The organism is Streptomyces sp. NPDC101194 (assembly GCF_044767885.1).
Classification (GTDB): domain Bacteria; phylum Actinomycetota; class Actinomycetes; order Streptomycetales; family Streptomycetaceae; genus Streptomyces.
Map to the genome: position 1 here is coordinate 1 of NZ_JBIWOS010000019.1, position 19,804 is coordinate 19,804.

A 19,804-nucleotide genomic window follows, 5' to 3' on the forward strand; every position below is an offset into this window, starting at 1 on the left:
GCTACGAGCGCAAAGCCGACCATTTCCTCGCCTTCACGAGTATCGCCTGCACCCTCATCTGCTACCGAAGACTCACCAATTGAGATGACTTCTAAAGCGCGGCGCTGTTTCTCGGATCTCCGGACGTGGGTGGGGTGTTGGGGGCAGGCTGGCTTCATGGGCCGTGGAGATCTGACGAATGCGGAGTGGGATCGGCTGGAGTCGTTCTTGCCTCCTGGTGGTGCGCGTGGGGGACGGTGGAGCGATCACCGGCGGGTGATCAACGGGGTTCTCTACAGGGTGCGGACGGGTGTGCAGTGGCGGGATCTGCCGGAGCGGTTCGGGCCGTGGGAAACGGTCTATAAACGGCATCGTCGCTGGTCAGCTGATGGAACCTGGAAGATGCTGCTGTCTCGCATCCAGGCAGCCGAGGATGCCGCGGGCGGGATCGACTGGGACGTGTCGGTGGACTCGACAGCGGTGCGGGCCCACCAGCACGCCGCCGGCGCGAGGAAAGCGCCCCCGGCCGCCGTTCCTCAAAAGGGGGCCGCCCGGGGGACGAACCAGGTCGATCCGGTGCTTCGGAAACTGGCCATCCGGCTGGAGGAGGTGGTCAGATCGGCGAATGTCTGGGACGTTCCCGCGGAGGCTTCACCACCAAGATCCACCTCGCCGCCGAAGGACGATGCCGCCCCCTCGCGTTCGTCCTGACACCCGGACACTACGGTGACGGCCCTCAACTCGAGCGCGTGTTGGAGCAGGTCTCCGTGCCCCGCACCGGAGTCGGCCGACCCCGCACCAAGCCCGACCGCGTCCTGGCGGACAAGGCCTACACATCCCGGGGAAACCGCCGTTACCTGCGACGACGCGGAATCCCACACACCATCCCCGAACGTCTCGACCAGCAGAGACACCGGCGGAACCGAGGTTCTCGAGGCGGCCGGCCCACCAGGTTCGACAGCGAGCACTACAAGAAACGCAACACCGTCGAACGCGCCATCAACCGGTTGAAGGGCTTCCGCGCAGTCGCCACCCGCTACGAGAAACGCGCCTACATCTACCTCGGCACCGTCACCCTCGCAGCCCTCATGATCTGGCTCCGAACATGATCCGAGAAACAGCGCCTAACACCACCAGGCACCAAACTGATCAACCCCGGCCAACCACCTACTGATCAGGAACCTGCACCAAGCCGACTGAAGGCCCAGCGCAACACCTCTTGGTCTACATGGTCCCGGCCGGTGCGCAAATCATCAGGCAGGCGGTCCCAGAACGAGCAGTGGTGTGCGGAATCCGCATCGACGGGGTGGATTCCGCCTGGTCCGGGAGCCAACGACTGCACCGACCGCGCGAGAGGTGACGAAGGGCGGAGGACAGGCCAGAGCGGGGCGTCCGGGGTGTTCGGGTTGCCGGTGTGCGCGAAGTTCGTCCAGTAGTCGACCATCCGGTCCGACAGGGCGCGCTGGGCGTCGGTCAGCGGTCGCTCGGTGGGGAAGGAGGAGAACAAGAACGGCATCTCGAAGCCGTGCGCCGCACCGTAGGGGAAGCCCGGGTTCGCTGGCAGACCGGTGAGGACAGGAGCGTCCGGATCGCTGAACTCGTAGCCGTAGAGGGGGAGGCCGCGGGCATGAGCGGCGATAGCCCGGCTGGCTGCCAGTGTGGTGCACGTGAGGGATCGATCGGTCAGTACCGCGGCCCAGGCCAGTGCGGGCGTGGGGTGGTGTGCTGCCGGATACTGCGCCTCGACGGCTGGGGCTGCAAGCCCGAAGGCGTCCACCAGACGGGCGCGATAGTCGTTCTCGGTGCGGATCGGGAACGCGGCGAGCGACAGGCCGACGAACATCCGCATCTCATCGTGGTTGGTGCCCTGGATGACCGGCACGCGGTGGAAGCGTCCCGACGCCAACGCCTGGTCCGGCGCCACGGGCAGCAGCGAATTGCCGAAGGCGGGCCGGTTGAAGGACTGCATCAGCTGCGCGGTGGCGAGGCGATCCGTGCTCTGCCCTCGCAGGCACGCCAGCACCTCATTTCCGCCGCCCGCTGTGCAGCCCAGTTGCCGGGCGGCTTCCGCACCGGCCGCTTGGACATCGCGCTGTGAGGCGAACGGCTCGTACGCCGGTATTCCGGGTCCGAGGGCGCCGCGTGGGAAGGACATGAAGCAGGAGCCGCTCTGCAGTACGGCCCGCTGGAAGAGTCCGACGGCCGTCGGCGAGGTGAGGTGCGCACAGATGCTGAGGGCGCCTGCGGACTCACCGAACAGCGTGACACTGCCCGGATCACCGCCGAAGCGCTCCGCGTTCGTCCGCACCCAGCGCAGGGCGGCCTGCTGGTCCGCCAGGCCGAACGGTGGGGCAGAGCCCAACCCGGGGTGGCCGAAGTAACCGAAGATCCCCAACCGGTAGTTGACCGTGACGACGACCGTGTCACCCCGGACCGCCAGTTGTTCGGTGCTGTAGTCACTGCCGGAACCGCCCAAGAACGCACCGCCGTGCATCCACACCAGCACGGGCCGCTTCTGCCCGGCCGGCTTTGGCGTCGGCATCGTGACGTTGAGGTAGAGGCAGTCCTCCGACCCGAGGACCGCGCCCGCACCTGATGTCGGCATCTGCACACAGCGTTGAGCCGCCGTCGTCGCATCCCGGACACCATGCCACGTGGCGGCGGGCACCGGGGCGCGCCAGCGCAGCGGTCCGGTCGGCGGCACAGCGTAGGGAACGCCGCTGAAGGTGGTGTACGAGCCGTGTGACACGCCGCGTACCAGGCCGTGGTCGGTCCGTACGACGGTACCGCTCTGCCTCGCGGAGTGCGGGGAACCGGGTTGTGCGCCGGCCGCCGGTACGGCGGTGACTGTGAGTAGTGCCATCGCGCAGAGCAAAGGGAAGAGCACCGTACGGAGCCTGTCTCTTCGGCATGGACGCGGTGCTGTCATGGTCGGGGACATACGTACCCACTGTTCTTGGTCGGACGGGATCGGACGAGGCCGGTCAGGCCGGAACGAGGCCTGAGCGGTGGGGAACGGTGCGGGCCGACGCGGTCAGTGCTCAATACGCTAGGACCTCCCGCGCGCTGGAGGTTCAAGAGACTGTGACGCAAGACACGTGGAGCATCGGTGAACTCGCGGCCGGAACGGGAGTCCCGGTGAAGACCCTCCGCTACTACTCCGACAGCGGTCTGCTGCCCGTGGCCAGCCGTAGCACCGGTGGTCATCGGCGCTACGGTCCTGAGGCGTGGGAGCGGATCCGTCTCATCAGACGCCTACGGGCGCTGGACACTCCGATCGCGACCATCACGCAGGTGGTCACCGGTGAGTGCTCCTTCGACGAGCTGGTGGCAACCGAGCTCGAAGTGGTGCAGGAACGACTGATCGAACTGCGGTGGCGCCAGGCCACACTCAAGTCCCTGGACGACTGCCCGAGCGAGGAACGGCTCCGGCGTCTGGAGATCCTCTCGCGCGTGCAGCGACTCCCGCAGGCGCATCGCACTCTCACCGATCACTGGTATCGCGAGCTGTCCGCGGCCATGCCCAAGCGACGGCTCGACATCATGATCGCCATGCTGTCCCCCGACCCTCCACAGGACCCCGATCCCGCTATGGCCCTGGCCTACGCCGAGCTTCATCTGCTCATCTCCACACCCAGTTTCACCCGCTGGACCCAGGACCACGACGAAGAGATGAGGGACGCCCCGGCCTTTTACGGGGAGATCGACGATGCTGCCGTTCTGACAGCCGCCGCTTTGGCCCAGGGTCTGCCGCCCAGCGCCGGGGATGCGGTGAACGCTTTCGTATCCGCCCATGCACGAGCCCGGCGGGAGTCGGACACCCCCGCCTTCCGCGAATACCTGCATGAGCTGGTGTCGAGGTCATCCGGCTTCGACCCCCGCCTGGAACGCTATTGGGCCCTGGTCGGCATCGCCACCGGCGGGCGCGTGATGAATATGACCGTGGCTCATAAATGGCTGACCGACGGACTATCGATCTCGATAGCGGCCAGTGCACCTTCGACTTCGAGGGCCTGACCGACACTGCCACGTTGGCTGACCGGGTGGGATGATCTTCGGGTTGGTCATGCTGGGAGGGGCGTCCGTGGACAGCGCGTCGCCGTCATACAAGGGACACCGATACCCGGTGGGGATCATCTCCCACTGCGTATAGCCGGCACCGACAACCGACGGCGGGATGTTCCAACCTCCTCAGCCTGGTCAAGCACCTGTCGATCTGGGAGTCCAGGTACTTCGGGGAGGTCTTCGACCGACCGTTCCTCGAGCTGCTGCCCCGGTGGGACGACGCCGGGGAGCGCGGCGCCGACATGTGGGCAACCGAGCACGAGACGCGCGAGGAGATCACTGACCGCTACCGTCGCGTCTGGGAGCACTCAGACGCAACAATCACCGCCCTCGCCATCGACTCCCCTGGCCACGTGCCCTGGTGGCCTCGGCCCAAGGTGAAGCTTTTCAACGTCCTTGGCCCACGTGCTCACTTTCAGTGATACGTGCCGACTTCGACCACATGATCCGGCTCGAATGGGTCCGCTCCCCGCAGTCGATCGAGGTGCGCTTCGGCACAAGCCGGGCCGGGGCAGCCAACGTCGCGCTCTACACCACGGCGTCCGTCGACGCGGTCATCCCCGCCCACCCCGAGGTCGGCTGGAAGCAGCTGCGCGGGGTGGAGAAAGGCCGAGTTCTCCGCTCGCGTCGCTGCGCCCGGCGTGTACCCGGGAACGTCGCCGGCCGTGGTGATGACGGTCGTCGGGGCGGGCGGCTCGGGCAGTACACGCGGCTGCACGGCCCGAACCGAGGCCAGGTTGAGGGCGTGCCGCTTCGCGACGGACGCGGACGCCGCCACATCCGAGGCAAGCGTGTCCTGCGGCTCCGGGGCGGGCGCATCCTGCGGCTCCACGGCGGACGGCTCCACGGCAGCGGCCGCCGCCGGGTCCTCGCCCCGAACCTTCGCGGCAAGCTGCTCGGTCTTCGCAGCAGTGGCCTTCGCGGCGTTGATCCGGTCGTGCTGCTCCTGCCGCATCGCCTCGATCCCGGAGGTGAGGTCGCGCAGCGCCGTGATGTCGTCGGCGGTGACGAGGTTCGACTTCGCCTTGGCGTCGAACACTTCGACAGCGCCCGCCAGGGCGGCAGCAAGCTGCTCGTCGTCCAGTGCGCTGAGGTCTGCTGGGAGCTCGAACGGCTCGGGCATGACCGGTGCCTCCTGTGGGATCAAGGAGAATCGGCCCTAAACCAGCAGTCGGAAAGAATCTTAGCTGCACGGGCAGTAGACGCAGACGTCAAGACCGCCCTGCCCACCCAGGCTGTTACGCGAGCTCGGCTCGGAGCCATGCCCGGGCCGCGCCCAGCCGATCTACGAAGAGAACGCCCCTGCAAGCCGGATCCCGTGCCCCGTCGGGCTGGCTGCAACCGCCGACCTCAGTGCCTAGTCTTCATCGTCATGGCATCCGACCAAGGGGCACCGCCCCCAAATGAACGGGAGTTGCGGTTGTGGAAGGTCGGCCGGGCGCTGACCCTCACCTTCGCTGCTGCGGTCCTGGTCGCGGGCGGCATCTTCTACGGGCTGGTGGTGCTACTCGACTTCAAGGAGATCGACACCGCCGCCGAACTCGACGCCAGGACACTCTTCGACCTGGTCAAACTCTCCTTCGGGGTCGTCGCCGGGGCCGCCGCGCTCGTCGCCCTGGTCGTCGCCTACCGCCGCCAGCGCGTCGACGAGGCCGGCGCCCACCGCGAAGCCACCAAGCTGCACACAGAGCGGTTCTCCCAGGCCGTCGACAAACTCGGATCCGATTCACCCGCGGTTCGGCTCGGCGGGGTCCTCGCCCTGGCCGGCCTTGCCGACGACGCCCCCACACATGACCTGCGCCAGACCTGCGTAGACGTCCTGTGTGCCTACCTCCGGCTTCCTTTCGCCCCCGACCCGGGCGAGGACCCCGCTCACCAGGAGGAGCACCACCGGTACCTGGCCCTGCGTGCGGTGCGGCACACAATCCTGCGTCTCATCGGCGACCACTACCGACGCCCCCAGGGAACCCACCGCTCCTGGCAGGGCTACGATCTCGACCTCACCGGCGTCACCATCGACTTCAGCGGCGCAGAGTTCTCCGGCGGCACGGTGGACTTCCGGGGCGCGACGTCCTTCGACGACACGGTGCACGTCCTTGACGCGACGGGTCCGGCTCCCCATGGGCTTCTCGCCGCCGTCGGTACTCCTGGTTCTGCGACGATCGTCCTCCCCTCCGCTTGGGTGCCCCCAGTTACATGACGTTGGTGGGCGGCGGTGGACCGCGCGCCGGACTGCTCGCGAGGTCCACAGCCGCCACACCCCATGAGGTTCTCCCCTCTTGAGGGCTACTTCTTGGGGGCTTCGCGGACGATGCGGCCTTCACTGCGCTTGGCTACCGCTCGATCTGGACCAGACCCGCCTCTTTGAGCATCGCGACGGCGTGCGGGCCCGAGACACGACAGTCAGGCTGGTCGGCGACCATAGCCTCCCACTCGTTCAGCTCTCAGTGCTGCGCTTCGCGTTGACGGACGACGCCCCGAGGCGGTTATCCCAATAGAGAAGCGAGCCTGCGCCATTCCTCCCTCGGGAGCTTGCCCGCGTGGGTGCCGGTGAGCACCTGGAGGGCCACGTGGTCCCCGCCTGCTTGGTGAAAGGTGTCGATGCGGTCGCGGATGCGGTCCTCGTCGCCCCAAGCGAAGACCGCGTCGATCAGGCGGTCGCTGCCGCCCTCGGCCAGGTCGGCCTCGGTGAAGCCGTGCCGTAGGAAGTTGTTGGTGTAGTTCGGCAGGGTGAGGTACATGGCGAGGGCGTCGCGGGCCAGGGCGCGGGCCCTGGCCGGGTCGGTCTCCAGGACCACCTTCAGCTCCGGGGCGAGCAGTGGGCCCTCGCCGAGGATCTCGCGGGCCTGGGCGGTGTGTTCGGGCGTGACTAGATAGGGGATGGCGCCGGCCGCCCGCCTGCCGGACAGCTTCAGCATCTTCGGGCCCAGCGCGGCCAGCACCCTGCTGTCGGCGGCGACGCCGGCCTCGTCCAGCTCATCGAGGTAGCCGGTCATCGCCTCGTACGGGCGGCTGTAGTCCTTCACCAGCGGGCCGTGGCTCACGCCGAGACCCACCAGGTAGCGGCCGGGGTGCGCCGATTCCACCTCGGCGAAGCCGGCCGCGGTCGTGGCGGCCTCCTGCTGCCAGATGTTCAGGACGCTGGTGCCGACGACGATGCGGCGCGTCGCCCCGATCAGCGGGGCGGCGTGGTCGGCGGTGCTGTTGTTGCCGAGCCAGATGGCGCCGTACCCGAGTTCCTCCAACTCGGCTGCAGCCTCGTCCAGTTCGCAGCGCCGGGCCGGGTCCTCCGAGCGCAGTTCGACGCTCCAGGTGCCGTACCGGCCGACTCGCTGCTTCAGGGGGACTGTGGTGTCGCTCATCGGGTGTTCCCTCCGGGTGGTGGGCTGTGCCGTGATCATCACGTCTCCAGCCACTGTCGACCGGAGGGCGTCCCGGGTCGATTCCCGTCGTTCCCTCAGTTGGTCGAACGGACCACGAGACGTCGAACACGCACGAGCCCGCCACTGGTGGCGGGCTCGTGCGTGTGGTCGGGCTGGTCGTCTACGGTCCGGCGATCAACCACAGGACGAGCGCGGCGTCCAGATCTCGCGAGTAGCGGTACACGACTGAGATTCCGCGGCCGCCGGTCTCCGGCACGTGAAGAAGAACGGCCAGATCTTCCGCAACCCCATGATCCGCATCCGTGTCCCCCGGCAGACCGAAGGCGTCCTCCAAGCCATTCGACCAGGCGGACATCGACGAAACCATCGCCGCGGCCGCTAGCCCAGACATGCGGCTCATCGTCGCCTTGGCCTGCCGTCCACGCGGCACGGCCGAAGATGATTCGGACGATGCGGCTGGAGGACGTCGACCTGGGCAACCGGCGCATCACCGTCAGCAGCCAACGTCCGCCCACTCGACGACCTCGCCCTCCAGGCTGTCCTGGACTGGCTCGACCACCGCCGCAACCGCTGGCCGAACACGGCCAACCCCCACCTGCTGATCACCCAGAAGACCGCTGTCGAACTCGGCCCGGCCGGCAAACTCTGGACCACCCGGGCCACCCGCAACCTCACCGCCACCCTCGAACGGCTCCGCGTCGACCGCCAGCTCGAAGAGGCCCTCACCCACGGCGCCGACCCCCTCCACCTCGCCCCCGTTTTCGGCATCGACGAGGAGACCGCCATCCGCTACGTGGACTCCGCGCGGGCCTTTCTGAACCAGGCCGCTGAACAGCCACCTCGGTGAAGTTTGCTCAACCGGTACACGCCTTTGATGGGGGAAAGCATGCCATCAGGGCAGAGTCAGCAGCCCGGGTTGATCGGCGGAGACGCTGTCAGGGCGAGCGCGGCGATCCGCAGCTCCGCCGCCCACGTTCGCTGGTCAAGCCCCAACGTGTACTCAAAGCAGCACTCGCATTGCGGGATCAGCGATTCGAACGATCGCTCCTCAACGGTTTCGACCTCCGTCTCCCACCAGTCATCCGTCGCCAGGTCGGCGGGACCGATTTCCCCATTGATCAGCCTCGCCGCCAGCCGACGCAGCGCGTGGCGCCGTGCCAGGCCCGGATCAGGCAACTCGATTCGGCCTCGGAGAGAGCTTGCTCTAACGCGTCGCGGATATCGCGAGCATCCGCTTTGCAAGGCAACCCGGCGAGCTCGCACAACGTCGGGGTGTCCAGCCCGGCCGCGACTGCCTCGGCAGCAATCATCGGCAGGTTCTCCTACTTGTAGACGCTCGCCAGGTCGAGAACTGGTGGCCGGCCACCGGCACCACGCCGGAGCGCACCGAGACGGAAGAAGCGCTGACGCTGTTCGCCGACTGGAAGCCGGACACGTACAACCGGCTGGACTGAACCCCACGCGTTCTCGCTCAGGCTGTCCGTGCGCGCTGCCAGACTGGCCAGAAAAAAACCGCACTCCGCATTCGCCGCCTACGCCACCACTCTGGGCCACGCCTTGGTCGACCACGAGGTCTACCTGCCCAAGTCCTGGACCGACGAAGCAGAACGCTGCCGCGCTGCCAACATCCCCAGCGAGCGTGGCTTCGCGACGAAGAACGACCTGGCCCGCACGATGGTCCTGCGAGCACTTGCCTCCCCGCTGCCCGGCTGCCGGCTGTCTGGGAATTCGACGGTGACGAGCCCACCCACCAGCGATGGATGCTCGCCCGCCACAGCATCACCAAGCCGGACGAGCTGGCCTACTTCCTGGCCTCGGCACCCCCGCAGGCAACCCTCGCCGACCTGGTGCGGATCGCCGGCTGCCGCTGGAAGATCGAGGAGTGCTTCCAGAGCGCGAAGAACGAGTGCGGCCTGGACCAGTACGAAGTCCGCGGCTACACCGGCTGGCACCGGCACATCACTCTCGCCATGCTCGCCCACGCGTTCCTGGCCGTCACCGCCGCCCGCGCGTCAGAAAGAGGGGAACCGAACGGGACACGCCCGACATCGTGGACCTCACACCAGCCGAGATTCGCCGTCTGCTGGCAGCTGCCCACCGACATCCTGCGACACAGGGCGACCACTCGATGAACTGGTCACGATAGCGCCGTCGGCACCAGGCCGGAGCCCGCCGATGTCACTACACACGGCGAGGGCACTCGTTCGCGAGACGGGCACAGCAAACCCGCCCCGCTTCCAGCACCACCCCGATACGCTCCCCAATCCCAAGCCGTTGACCAGGCAAAACATCAAAGTCCGGCTGGAGCACTAGGGCCTGTTGCGAAAGTGGATCAAGGTCATGGATGATCACTGGCCGTGGATCGTGGTGACCTGACCAGCAGCCAGTGGGCACGGTTGGAGCCGTTGTTGCCGCGGGGTAAGAAGCCTGGGCGTCCGCCGACGTGGTCACGGAGGCAGTTGATCGACGGCATACGATGGCGGACACGGACCGGGGCGCCGTGGCGCGATGTGCTGGAACGATACGGGCCTTGGGACCGGGCCTACGACCTGTTCCGGCGGTGGCAGCGCGACGGCACCTGGCAGCGCATCTTCGTGCGGCTACAGGCCGAGGCCGACGCGAAGGGCCTGATCACGTGGGATGTCAGCGTGGACTCAACAGTCGCCCGGGCCCACCGGCACGCCGCCGGGGCGCGTAAAGCGGGGCTTTGCAGAAGGAGCCTCCCGGTGTGTCTTCGCCGAACCGGACGACCATGGCCTTGGGCGGTCGCGTGGCGGGCTGACCACCAAGCTGCATCTGGCCGTGGAGCGGGGGCAGAAGCCGCTGTCTCTGCTTGTCACCGCTGGCCAGTGCCATGACGGTCCGCAGTTTCAGCCGGTCCTGGAGGGCATCCAGGTTCCCCGCATCGGCTGGGGTCGGACGCGCACCAGGCCAGACAAGGTTCGGGCGGACAGGGCGTACGGCTCCCGCGCGAACCGGGCGTACCTGCGTAGACGCGGGATCAGTTGCACGGTCCCGGAGAAGGCTGACCAGGTGCGCAACCGCAAGAGGCTCGGTTCCCGTGGCGGGCGCCCGCCCAAGTTCGACAGAAACGACTACAAGGATCGCCACGCGGTGGAGTGCGGAATCAACCGCCGCAAGCGTCATCGGGCAGTGGCGACGCGATATGACAAGCTGGCCGTCCGCTACGAAGCGACCGTTCTGGTCGCAGCCGTCAACAAGTGGCTCTGATCAGCATGTTTTCAACAGAATCCAGTCAGGAGAGCCCCGCGTGGCCCTACGGCTTAATCTCCCGAATCATCCGGAATTCGGGGTGCCGCAGCCAGGCAACAAGAAACTCGCGGTCGCCGATGTGGCTATAGCTGTGGCCTCCTCCGTACGTGGCGTACTGCGTCTCCCAGACGCGGCCCGGGAGTGACGTCACCAGTGCGCGGGCCTCGATCAGGCGGGCTGGCCCTTCCTCTTCGGAGAGGTCATGGAAGGAGCCGTATCCGAGCAGGCCGTAAAAGTTGATCAGAGCGTTGAAGCGCTCGGCAAGGAACAAGGCGAGATGCCCGAGCAACAAATGGTCATCTTGGCTGGAGCAGTACGCGACCAGGGCCAATTCAGCGACGGGTGGCCGATCGATCCCTGGAAACCCCAGCTCTTGGAAATCGTCCAGGGAATCCAGCCCCAGGTGGAAGGGACCTGATGACAAGTTTCCGAGACCGTAGAGACCGAGTGCCGACGGCTCGCGGACACGGAACTCAAGACACCCGTCTGACGTCTGCACCTGACAAAAACTGCCCAGCCACGGCACAGCGTCGAGCGCGCTGCGCTCCTCCGGTAACCAGAGTCCTACGGCCGGCCCGCCCATCACACCTCCAGAACCGGTCGCGGTCTCAGCGGAGCTGCTGCCCGGTCAGATTGAGGGTCCGCCCCGGTCTCTTACAGGCCACACCCGCAGTTCCGGTTCAGACCTACTGATCGTTCGCCAGATTACGCCGACCCGCCTTGTGTGACCATTCCACGGTCGAGACCCGCTCGCAACAGGCCCTAGTGCGCCGCCGTCCTCGGTGAGGAAGAGCAGGGTGGCCCATGTCCGATCGGCAGCATTGATCAGCCCTGTGCGCACGGGCTGGCCATGTTCGCGGATGAGCTGCACTGCTCGTTCCAGCCCAAGAGGTTCGAGTTCGTGCATCCGCATGCGCTGAAGTCGGCGATTGAAGACTCCGGCATGTGTGGTCAGTGTGTCCTCGGCTGCCGGCACCCGGTGGTTCCGGCAGCGTGGGGGCATGCCGTCGTTCGATCTTGCTCCGCTCGCGGGGCGGTATCTGTCGTTTCATGAGCGTGAAGAGATAGCCCTGCTGCGGGTACAAGGAGCCGGAGTCCATGAGATCGGGCGCCGGTTGGGCCGTGCTCCGTCGACGATCTCCCGCGAGCTTCGTCGCAACGCGGCGACCCGTGGAGGCAAGCTGGACTACCGGGCCTCGGTTGCGCAGTGGAAAGCGGACCTGCTGGTGCTTCGCCCGAAGGAGGCGAAGCTCGTCACGCATCAACGGCTGCGCGAGTATGGGCTCACGTCTCGCCGGAGGTCCTGATCAGCAAGCGTCTGGCCGAGGCTGAAGACCGTGCCGTCCCCGGGCACTGGGAGGAAGACTGTGCGACACGAGGTTGCACGAATTCGAGTGGACTGACCGATTGGAGAGGCGGCTGATGTGGGGCCGTAGGTGCAGTCACGGGTCCGTGTCCGTATGACCCGTCCCCGCCCTTGACGTGCGATGCCGGTTACGTGGTCCCCGGATTGGGGATGAACACCTGCTTGACGGGCTTGAAGATCCACGGTCGGGCGCGGTGCTGAACCCAGTCGGCCAGCGCGGCCTTGGACTGGGACATCAGCAACCCCGTTGGGGGTCCGGGCCTTCGCGGCCCGGTCGGCCGACCGCGACGAAGGCTCAACTCCCCAGCGGGAACAGGACTGGACTGGTGATCGAGCCCGCTGCGAGGTGGCGCATGTCCCGGCCGAGCGAAGGCCAGCCCGCCGGTCATGCGGCGGTGGCACCCAGCAGGAGGTCGAAGGCGTCATTCGCCTCGCGGAGCACCGCCGTCGCGTCGTGGCTGCCGAGGCGCCAAGCTGCCTGGTAGCAGGCCAAGGTCAACTGGGCGGCGAGGACGGCGGTGGCCGACGGGGTGCCGTGGTCCATCAGGTGTTTCTCGAGGAGGTCGGCGTAGTGCCGGGTCTTGCGGGTGTGGCGGTCTTCGAGCTCGGGGTGCTGCTTGACCAGACGGTGGTAGACCGCGTAGTGGCCGGGGTTGCGGGCGGCCTCGGTGCAGATCGCGAGCAGCAGCAGCCGAGATGTGGCCAGTGCCTGCGCGAGATCCTGGAGCGGCTCGGCGGGCGCATCGTGCATGGCCGCGGTGAGCGCGCTCAGGAAGTCGTCCTCGGTGGAGAAGACGACTTCCTGCTTGTCGCCGAAGTAGCGGAAGAAGGTGGTGCGGCCGATCTCGGCCCGCTGGGCGATCTCGTCCACGGTGACGACATCGAACCCCCGCTCAATGAAGAGCGCGAAGGCCGTCTCGATGATCCGTTCCCGGGTCTGGCGGCGTTTGCGGTCCCGCAACGACTCCACCGGAACCTTGTTCGTGCTCATTCGGCCAGGATATCCGCCCGTCCCGCCCGGCGGTCAGCGTCGACGAGGCGGGCGGCCTCGCGCCACAGCTCCTCCTCGCGGGCCTCGTCGTGCGACTCCGGCGACGACGGGACGTTGCGGCCGCGATCGAGGTAGGAGCCGGTCCGGGCGGTCAGCCCGGTCAGGATCGTCTCAGCGAGCCGGGCGCCCGCCTGCTGCGGCGTCATGCCCCGGCCGACGAATCGCTGAAGCTGGAAGAATCCGTTGAGTACGCCCCGCACGGGCCCAGGGGCGTGGCGGAAGAAATCGGTGCCCGCGACGAGCGCCGGGTTGTAGGAGTAGACGCCGACGCTCTCAGGCAGGCGGCGGGCCAGCGCGTGGGTCAGGTAGATGACGCCGAGTTTGCTGGTCGCGTACGCCCGCCCGGCCTCCCGCGCGCCACCGGCACGAGGCGTGGCCAGTCGTTCCGGCGTCTCCCAGCGCGGCGGCGGCGTGGCGCCGAGCGTATAGCGGAACTGCCCGAAGTGGCAGTCGCTCGAGGTGAGCACGATCCAGCCCGGGCCGGTAAACCGGGGCAGCAGCTCCCTGACGAGCAGGTAGTGGGATAGCACATTGACCCCGAAGGTCATCTCGTACCCGTCCGTGGTGCCTTTCTCGGTCGTCGTGACCGTCAGGCCGGCGTTGCCGAGATAGCCACCGAGCGGCGGCAGGTGCCTGGTCTCGAGCCCACGCAGAATCTCCTCCACCGCCCGCCTGATCTCGGCGAGCGAAGCGAGGTCACAGTCCACGCCTGTGACCCCGGAAGCACCGGTGGCCTCGGCGAGTTCCGCAGCGAGGCGTTCGCCGCCGCGGCGAGCCAGCACGACGTAGTGGTCCTGCGGCCGTTCCCGGATCAGCAACTCGACGGACTCGCGGCCGAAACCGCGGGTCACTCCAGTCAACACGATGGTCCGGCTGCCCATGGCAGACTCCTCGGTATCGAGTTCCAAGTGGTACTCAGTACCGTAACATGTGGTTCACTTCCGCATCGAGCGCCGAAACCACAGCTGACACGCCGGCTGATCGACACCACGGCGGCAACTAGGGGCTGTCCGATGAGTCGTGTGAGCTGATCAGGGCCGTGGCTTAGGCGCAGATGGGCTTCTCTGAAGGCGCCGTCGTCGGGCTCGCTGGCACTGAGCGCTCGTCGCCAGTCCGCCCACCGTTTCCTGCGTTGGCCGGTTGAGGAAATTGGTTGCGGTGGATTAGGCGGATGCGGTGATACTCCGGCATGAGTAGAGATGCCGAGGTCATCGTGCTCGCCCGCTGGTCGGACGAGGTCATGGAACCGCTGACCCAGGAAGATCCGGAACGCATGTGGCGAGGCCGCTTCGTCCCGATAGCGGGGCAATGGGGCTACGAGTTCGGGTGGGCCCTGGAGTTCGAGAAAATGCGTGCCCGCAAGGGCCTGCTCAAGCAGCTGGAGTCGCTGCCGTGGCCGCATCCGCATACGGTGCAAGTTTTGCTTCGCGACCAGGACGACGACTGCTTCGGGCTATGGATGTTCCAGGAGGGCCGGCTGGTGGAAGTCACCATTCCGCGCACCGAGCGATTCCACCAGCCTGCACCGCCCAATGAGGACTTCGAGCCCGACCCGGGCATGCTGCTGCGCACCGACCAAGACACGACCCTGCCCGAGCAGACCCCGGAAGCACGCCGCGACACCCGCCCACCCTGGTAGACCGAGTTCGACAGCTGCTCTTGGGACGTCAGGGCTGTCGACGAGCGCGTGCTCAGCGAACTGCGCCACCACTACCCGGGTGCCGATGAGCTCTGAACGGGGCGTTTCAGTAGGGACGGAGCCATAGGCGGATAGCAGCCACGGTAACGGTCCCGTGAAAGACGTACGCCCGCTTGTCGAAGCGTGTGGCGACGGCTCGGAAATTCTTGAGCCGGTTGATGGTCCGCTCGACTTCGTTGCGTCGGCGGTAGATCGTCTTGTCGAACGCTGCGGGTCGGCCGCCTTGGCTGCCGCGCCGCCGGCGGTTGGCCCGCTGGTCCCTCGGTTCGGGGATGGTGTGTTTGATCTGGCGTCTGCGCAGGTGGCGCCGGTTACTACGTGATGAGTACGCCTTGTCTCCCCCGACGTGGCCGGGCCGAGTGCGCGGTCGTCCACCAGCCTGCCGGGGGCACGCGGATCTCTTCCAGAACGGGAATCATCTGTGGTGCGTCCCCCCACTGGCCGGGCGTGATGACAAACCCGAGCGGGCGGAGCCCGCCCTCTCCCGCAAGGTGGATCTTGCTTGTGAGCCCACCTCGCGAGCGCCCCAGGGCCTCATCGGAGCGGTGGCGCGCCGGGCTCTTGCGCCGTCCCTGGGTCTTCGGGGCGCGGGTGGAGGCTCCAGCCGCGTGCTGATGAGCGCGGCAGGTCGTGGAATCGACGCTGACCATGCTCCAGTCGATCCGGCCCTCGGCATCGGCGTTGGTCTGGACGGCCCGCAGGATTTTCTCCCACGTGCCGTCCGCCGACCACCTGCGATGACGGTCGTGAACCGTCTTCCAGCTACCGAAGCAGGGAGGCAGGTCCCGCCAGGGGAGGCCGATCCGCTGCCGGAACAGAATCCCGTTGATCACACGACGGTGGCATTGCCAGCGTCCGCCCCGCCCATGATTCGTTGGCAAGTGCGGCTCCAGCCGAGCCCACTCTTCATCCGAAAGATCTCCCCGCCCCATGCCCCACAGAACGAGTACCCAGCGGGAGCGTCACGCGAGCCATCTGACACGACCTAGGTGTATTGATCACGAGCGTTGTTAACGCTGACTGGTCTTGATCATGGCGAAGGCCTCCGGTGTGGTGGAGGTGTCTAGGCTTCACCGCACGGAGGTCTTCGTGTCCCACCGTAATGCCCGGCTGACCGTCCACGGCAGACGGATCCTGGTCGAACGTGTCCTGGCGGGCCGTCCGGTCGCGCATGTGGCCGCGGAGATGGGCATATCCCGGCCCACCGCCCACAAATGGGTCCGCCGCTGGCGAACCGAAGGAGATGCGGGCCTGCACGACCGTTCCAGCCGGCCCCGCACCACCCCGCACCGCACGTCTGCCGCTGTCGAAGCACGCGTCTGCCACCTGCGGACCAGCCGCAAACTCGGCCCGGCACGGATCGGCCCGATCCTGGGCATGCCGGCCTTGACCGTGCACCGCATCCTTCTCCGCCACGGCATGAACCGTCTGGCCTGGCTGGACCGACCCACCGGCGAGCCGGTCCGCCGCTATGAACGGGCCAGGCCGGGCGAGCTGGTCCACGTCGACATCAAGAAGCTGGGCAACATCCCCGACGGCGGCGGATGGCGAACCGTCGGCCGCACAGCCGGCGACCGCAATCGCCAGGCCACCACCACCGAGCGCAAGAGCTCCACACCGGTGATCGGCTACAGCTACATCCACTCTGCCGTCGACGACCACTCCCGCCCGGCCTACAGCGAAGTCCTGCCCGACGAACGCCAGCACACCGCCATCGCCTTCTGGCAGCGGGACAACGCGTTCTTCGCCGCCCACGGCATCACCGTCGAACGCGTCCTGACCGACAACGGCGCCTGCTACAAGTCCAAGCTCTTCACCCAGACCCTGACGACGGCGGGCATCGCCCACAAAAAGATCCGGCCCTACCGTCCGCAGGCGAACGGCAAGGTCGAACGCTTCAACCGCACCCTGCTCGACGAATGGGCCTACCTGCGGCCCTACACCTCAAACACCCAGCGGACCGAAGCCCTGGCAGACTTCCTCCACACCTACAACCACCACCGCTGCCACACCGCACTCGACGGGCACCCGCCCATCACCCGCGTTAACAACGATGCGGGTCAATACACCAGGCCGTGTCTCCCAACTCCGGCGGGCGTGAGGGACTTCGCCAACTCGCAGGCTCATGACGTGGCATTCATGTGCATCCCGCACTGCTGCTTCCTGTGATCGGAAGACGTTGAGGGCGACGCCGTCCGGCGTCGCCCTCCTTGGTGTGCCTGCTGCGTGAACCACGCCTTGGGCGCTGCCCGTTCCTTTGCGGGGCAGTGAGTTCTGAGCGCGCCGCACGGTCTCTTCCCTTCACCCTTGCCAGGAGTGCCTTGTGCCCGTGTCGCTTCCCCCCACCCTCGAACTACTGCGCTGCCCGACGCGCCGCACACACCGCCTGCACCCCGACCGCGGAGCCCGCCGCCTACGCCTGCGGATCGCCGCCACCTGGCCCTGGCACCACGAACTGGCCGCGGCGTTCAGCCGCCTCATCGCACTGCCCCGACCCGCCACCTGACCGACTACGTCGCCGCGGACCACCCACGACCCGAGCACCCAGGAGCACCCGGCCCCAGCGCCGGGACCTCGCCATGCCCAACGTCCGTAGACAGCCCCGCGACCCCGGCACATGGATCACCCGGATCAGCCGACGCCAACCGAAACAGCGAGGCTAGCCCCCCAACCGGGACGGGCCCGCCTTCAACGGGGCGGTCCTGGCACAGGCGTCGGGGTGCTTCTGCTCGCCGCACCCCAGCTGCCCTCCGTGAAGCCAAAGCCGGGCGCTGCTCGGACAACGGGTCGTCCGGCCCGCTCAGCCCGGGGTCAGAGCTTGCAGGTGCGCAGGAAGGGAACGATGCGGGCGGCGGTGCAGGCGGCGGTGAGATGGGAGCGGGCCAGCCAACGACAGCGGCCCAGGGTGTGGACCAGGGCGGCGGCGCGGGCGTAGGCACCTTCGCAGACGGGGGTATCGAGCAGCTCGCCGTGATGGCGGGCGACGGCGGCGATGGGCACGCCGTAGTCGTCGGCAGCCGGATCGCGGCGGCCGGCCCGTTGTGCTACTTCGAGGACCCAGGATTCGTCGACGCGCAGGATCACGTGGCGACGCCCGGCTGCGGGTCGGTGTACCGGGCGTCGCGCTGCTGCTACAGATCGTCGAGGAACGGGCCGTGCACGTCGATGAACCGCTGGGCCGCTGCCATGCCGGCGGCGCGGGCGCCGGTGGTGTCCTCGATGATGAGTCGCTCCACGTACTTGTTGAAGTCCAGTCAGCGGGCACGCGCGGCCGCCTTGCCGGCCCCCAGGACGTCCTCTTCCAGCCGGACCTGTGTCTGCTTCTTCGCGGCATGACGTCGGCCGGCCTGAAGACGCTCGCTGCTTCGGTCGGGACTGCAGAACCGCAGGAGGGCGCTGAACTATGCGCTTGGGCGGCCCAGGGTCGTCCACGTGTTCCGCAGTGCCGCGCACCGTCCCGCCGCCATCGGGCGGGCAGAGGACGTGGCCCCGTGCGGACGGTGACTCCACTTGCAGCTAGACTGTAAGCGGCTTCTACGAAGAGGCACGCACGAAGGGTCGAATCAGATGCACGAACTCGCAGGACGGCCGGTATTTGTATGCCGTCGCCCTCTTCTCCGCCGGATCTGGGCCTACGTGGAGCTCATGAAGCCGCGCGTCTTGGAGCTGCTGCTCCTGACGACAGCTCCCGTGATGGTGCTTGCGCAGCGAGCGATTCCCGATCTGTGGTTGATTGCTGCGACCGTGACTGGCGGGATACTCAGTGGAGGGTCGGCTGCGGCGTTCAACATGTATCTCGACCGGGACCTGGACGCGCGGATGAAGCGGACGGCGAAGCGTCCTCTCGTGACCGGTGAGGTGTCGCCTCGCGCTGGGCTTACATTCGCATGGGCTCTCGCCGTCGCATCGACTGCATGGTTCCTCATCACGGTCAACCTGCTGTCGGCTGCGTTGTCTGCGTTCGCGATCTTCTTCTATGTGGTGGTGTACACGGTGCTGCTCAAGCGCCGGACTGAGCAGAACATCGTCTGGGGAGGAATCGCGGGCTGCTTTCCCACGCTCATCGGGTGGAGCGCGGTGACCGACACGCTCGCCTGGCCGGCGGTCGTGCTCTTCGTGCTGGTGTTTCTCTGGACGCCCGCTCACTACTGGCCGCTCTCAGTGAACTACCGCGACGACTATCGCGCCGCGAACGTACCGATGCTCGGAGCTATGCGGGGCACACGCCTTGTCGCCGCCCGAGTGGTCGCCTATGCGTTCGCGACAGTGCTGTGCTCGATGGTGCTCATCCCGGCCGCCGGGATGGGGCTGCTGTATTCGGCGGTCATCGTCGCATCGGGTAGCTGGTTCCTCTACGACGCCTGCCGCTTCTATTGGCAAACCCGGACATCCGACACAGCGAGTGACCGGTCCATGCGCGTCTTCCACAGTTCGATCACCTATCTCACCCTCGTCTTCATGGCGGTTGCCATAGACCCTTTGTTCCATCTGACGCTCTGAGTCAAGGACTTCATTGGCGCGAGCCGACTGGCCCTTGTTTGAGCGATCCCCAGCCCTCGGCAGACTCCTGCTGCTTTGGGACGTGCGCCGCTCCCAGGACTGAGCGAGCCGCTCGGGGCCGGCAGCTCTCCGCCAAGCTGCTTGTCACTCAACTGAAGGCCCCAATGGGCGCGAGCGTAAGCCTCCAGCGCCGTGCGGTCTCCCGGTCAGCCGTACCCGGAATCTTCGGGAGCCTGCGGGAACGGACCGTTGTCGGATGCCTCGGCCAAGGGGTCGAGGGCTTGGTCTACCCAGGTCGCAGAAGAGCCGCCCAGCGCGCCGAGTGTTGTTCGGATGAGAAGGTCGACCTTCATCTCGGTCTCGTCGGTGGTCGATGAGGTGAGGGCCGGAGAGTCTGCGGGCAGGTCGTGGACCTCATGGAGAAGAGCCGGACAGACACGCCGACACCAGGCCGCGTCCGGGGCGGTGATGGCCCTTGCGTCCCGCAG

19 protein-coding genes and 5 pseudogenes are annotated in these 19,804 nt (G+C 67.2%); 13 read left to right on the forward strand and 11 right to left on the reverse strand.

What is annotated here, in order from left to right; genetic code table 11:
* Nucleotides 1–156: 156 nt before the first annotated feature.
* A protein-coding gene (locus ACIRP2_RS38065) for an IS5 family transposase (protein ID WP_404258356.1) occupies nt 157–1,088 on the forward strand; the annotation gives its coding sequence in 2 pieces (ribosomal slippage) (nt 157–522 and nt 525–1,088; 930 coding nt in all).
* 65 nt (nt 1,089–1,153) lie between these two features.
* Here the strand turns inward: ACIRP2_RS38065 and ACIRP2_RS38070 are convergent.
* Complete coding sequence (locus tag ACIRP2_RS38070; RefSeq protein ID WP_404258357.1) at nt 1,154–2,842, reverse strand: carboxylesterase/lipase family protein; 1,689 nt, start codon at nt 2,840–2,842, stop codon at nt 1,154–1,156.
* Nucleotides 2,843–3,117: 275 nt separating this feature from the next.
* On the opposite strand from ACIRP2_RS38070, the gene ACIRP2_RS38075 reads away from it, so the two are divergent.
* The gene (locus ACIRP2_RS38075) at nt 3,118–3,996 is read left to right on the forward strand and encodes a MerR family transcriptional regulator (RefSeq protein ID WP_404258358.1); all 879 of its coding nucleotides are present in this window, start codon (nt 3,118–3,120) and stop codon (nt 3,994–3,996) included.
* Between the two features lie 149 nt (nt 3,997–4,145).
* Nucleotides 4,146–4,466: pseudogene (locus ACIRP2_RS38080) on the forward strand (DUF664 domain-containing protein); the annotation flags it as partial.
* Here the strand turns inward: ACIRP2_RS38080 and ACIRP2_RS38085 are convergent.
* Entirely contained in the window at nt 4,460–5,167 is a 708-nt protein-coding gene (locus tag ACIRP2_RS38085; RefSeq protein ID WP_404258359.1) for a hypothetical protein, read from the reverse strand. The pseudogene ACIRP2_RS38080 and the gene ACIRP2_RS38085 sit on opposite strands and share 7 nt — an antisense overlap.
* A 249-nt stretch (nt 5,168–5,416) precedes the next feature.
* Here ACIRP2_RS38085 and ACIRP2_RS38090 point away from each other — a divergent pair, with 249 nt between their 5' ends.
* The gene (locus ACIRP2_RS38090) at nt 5,417–6,244 is read left to right on the forward strand and encodes a hypothetical protein (RefSeq protein WP_404258360.1); all 828 of its coding nucleotides are present in this window, start codon (nt 5,417–5,419) and stop codon (nt 6,242–6,244) included.
* A 286-nt stretch (nt 6,245–6,530) separates the two neighbouring features.
* Here ACIRP2_RS38090 and ACIRP2_RS38095 read toward each other — a convergent pair whose 3' ends face one another.
* The 4 genes from ACIRP2_RS38095 to ACIRP2_RS38110 all read right to left on the reverse strand — a co-directional run bounded on the left by ACIRP2_RS38095 (nt 6,531) and on the right by ACIRP2_RS38110 (nt 8,603).
* Complete coding sequence (locus ACIRP2_RS38095) at nt 6,531–7,406, reverse strand: LLM class F420-dependent oxidoreductase (RefSeq protein WP_404258361.1); 876 nt, start codon at nt 7,404–7,406, stop codon at nt 6,531–6,533.
* A 181-nt stretch (nt 7,407–7,587) separates the two neighbouring features.
* Nucleotides 7,588–7,818 (reverse strand): hypothetical protein, encoded by a 231-nt coding sequence (locus ACIRP2_RS38100; RefSeq protein WP_404258362.1) that lies wholly within the window; start codon nt 7,816–7,818, stop codon nt 7,588–7,590.
* A 102-nt stretch (nt 7,819–7,920) separates the two neighbouring features.
* Nucleotides 7,921–8,157 (reverse strand): hypothetical protein, encoded by a 237-nt coding sequence (locus tag ACIRP2_RS38105; protein ID WP_404258363.1) that lies wholly within the window; start codon nt 8,155–8,157, stop codon nt 7,921–7,923.
* 173 nt (nt 8,158–8,330) lie between these two features.
* Complete coding sequence (locus ACIRP2_RS38110) at nt 8,331–8,603, reverse strand: hypothetical protein (RefSeq protein WP_404258364.1); 273 nt, start codon at nt 8,601–8,603, stop codon at nt 8,331–8,333.
* A 53-nt stretch (nt 8,604–8,656) separates the two neighbouring features.
* Here ACIRP2_RS38110 and ACIRP2_RS38115 point away from each other — a divergent pair, with 53 nt between their 5' ends.
* From ACIRP2_RS38115 to ACIRP2_RS38130, 4 genes and pseudogenes are all read left to right on the forward strand, one after another.
* Entirely contained in the window at nt 8,657–8,881 is a 225-nt protein-coding gene (locus ACIRP2_RS38115; RefSeq protein WP_404258419.1) for a DUF6225 family protein, read from the forward strand.
* A 28-nt stretch (nt 8,882–8,909) separates the two neighbouring features.
* Nucleotides 8,910–9,068: pseudogene (locus ACIRP2_RS38120) on the forward strand (hypothetical protein); the annotation flags it as partial.
* Between the two features lie 119 nt (nt 9,069–9,187).
* Nucleotides 9,188–9,559 (forward strand): hypothetical protein, encoded by a 372-nt coding sequence (locus ACIRP2_RS38125; protein ID WP_404258422.1) that lies wholly within the window; start codon nt 9,188–9,190, stop codon nt 9,557–9,559.
* A gap of 225 nt (nt 9,560–9,784) precedes the next feature.
* A protein-coding gene (locus ACIRP2_RS38130) for an IS5 family transposase (protein WP_404258365.1) occupies nt 9,785–10,658 on the forward strand; the annotation gives its coding sequence in 2 pieces (ribosomal slippage) (nt 9,785–10,137 and nt 10,136–10,658; 876 coding nt in all).
* Between the two features lie 46 nt (nt 10,659–10,704).
* On the opposite strand, the gene ACIRP2_RS38135 is transcribed toward ACIRP2_RS38130, so the two are convergent.
* Complete coding sequence (locus ACIRP2_RS38135) at nt 10,705–11,283, reverse strand: DUF6368 family protein (protein WP_404258366.1); 579 nt, start codon at nt 11,281–11,283, stop codon at nt 10,705–10,707.
* A 358-nt stretch (nt 11,284–11,641) separates the two neighbouring features.
* On the opposite strand from ACIRP2_RS38135, the pseudogene ACIRP2_RS38140 reads away from it, so the two are divergent.
* Nucleotides 11,642–11,980, forward strand: a pseudogene (locus ACIRP2_RS38140) (helix-turn-helix domain-containing protein); the annotation flags it as partial.
* A 471-nt stretch (nt 11,981–12,451) separates the two neighbouring features.
* On the opposite strand, the gene ACIRP2_RS38145 reads toward ACIRP2_RS38140, so the two are convergent.
* Nucleotides 12,452–13,057 carry a TetR/AcrR family transcriptional regulator gene (locus ACIRP2_RS38145; protein ID WP_404258367.1) on the reverse strand — a complete coding sequence of 202 codons (606 nt, stop codon included), beginning with the start codon at nt 13,055–13,057 and terminating at the stop codon, nt 12,452–12,454.
* A complete protein-coding gene (locus ACIRP2_RS38150; RefSeq protein ID WP_404258368.1) occupies nt 13,054–14,025 on the reverse strand; it encodes an SDR family NAD(P)-dependent oxidoreductase in 972 nt (323 codons plus the stop codon). Before ACIRP2_RS38150 ends, ACIRP2_RS38145 begins: the two co-directional genes overlap by 4 nt.
* Before the next feature lie 281 nt (nt 14,026–14,306).
* Here ACIRP2_RS38150 and ACIRP2_RS38155 point away from each other — a divergent pair, with 281 nt between their 5' ends.
* On the forward strand, nt 14,307–14,756 hold the full coding sequence (locus ACIRP2_RS38155; protein WP_404258369.1) for a hypothetical protein: 450 nt from the start codon (nt 14,307–14,309) through the stop codon (nt 14,754–14,756).
* 106 nt (nt 14,757–14,862) lie between these two features.
* Here the strand turns inward: ACIRP2_RS38155 and ACIRP2_RS38160 are convergent.
* A protein-coding gene (locus tag ACIRP2_RS38160; protein WP_404258370.1) for an IS5 family transposase occupies nt 14,863–15,748 on the reverse strand; the annotation gives its coding sequence in 2 pieces (ribosomal slippage) (nt 14,863–15,204 and nt 15,206–15,748; 885 coding nt in all).
* Nucleotides 15,749–15,905: 157 nt separating this feature from the next.
* Between ACIRP2_RS38160 and ACIRP2_RS38165 the strand changes: the two are divergent.
* Together ACIRP2_RS38165 and ACIRP2_RS38170 are read left to right on the forward strand one after the other, a co-directional pair.
* Nucleotides 15,906–16,886, forward strand: a pseudogene (locus tag ACIRP2_RS38165) (IS481 family transposase); the annotation flags it as partial.
* A gap of 259 nt (nt 16,887–17,145) precedes the next feature.
* Complete coding sequence (locus ACIRP2_RS38170) at nt 17,146–17,322, forward strand: hypothetical protein (RefSeq protein WP_404258371.1); 177 nt, start codon at nt 17,146–17,148, stop codon at nt 17,320–17,322.
* Between the two features lie 353 nt (nt 17,323–17,675).
* On the opposite strand, the pseudogene ACIRP2_RS38175 reads toward ACIRP2_RS38170, so the two are convergent.
* Nucleotides 17,676–17,900: pseudogene (locus ACIRP2_RS38175) on the reverse strand (fic family toxin-antitoxin system, toxin component); the annotation flags it as partial.
* A gap of 561 nt (nt 17,901–18,461) precedes the next feature.
* Between ACIRP2_RS38175 and ACIRP2_RS38180 the strand changes: the two are divergent.
* Nucleotides 18,462–19,316, forward strand: coding sequence for a heme o synthase (locus tag ACIRP2_RS38180; protein ID WP_404258420.1), 855 nt, complete (start codon nt 18,462–18,464; stop codon nt 19,314–19,316).
* The last annotated feature ends 488 nt before the right edge of the window (nt 19,317–19,804 follow it).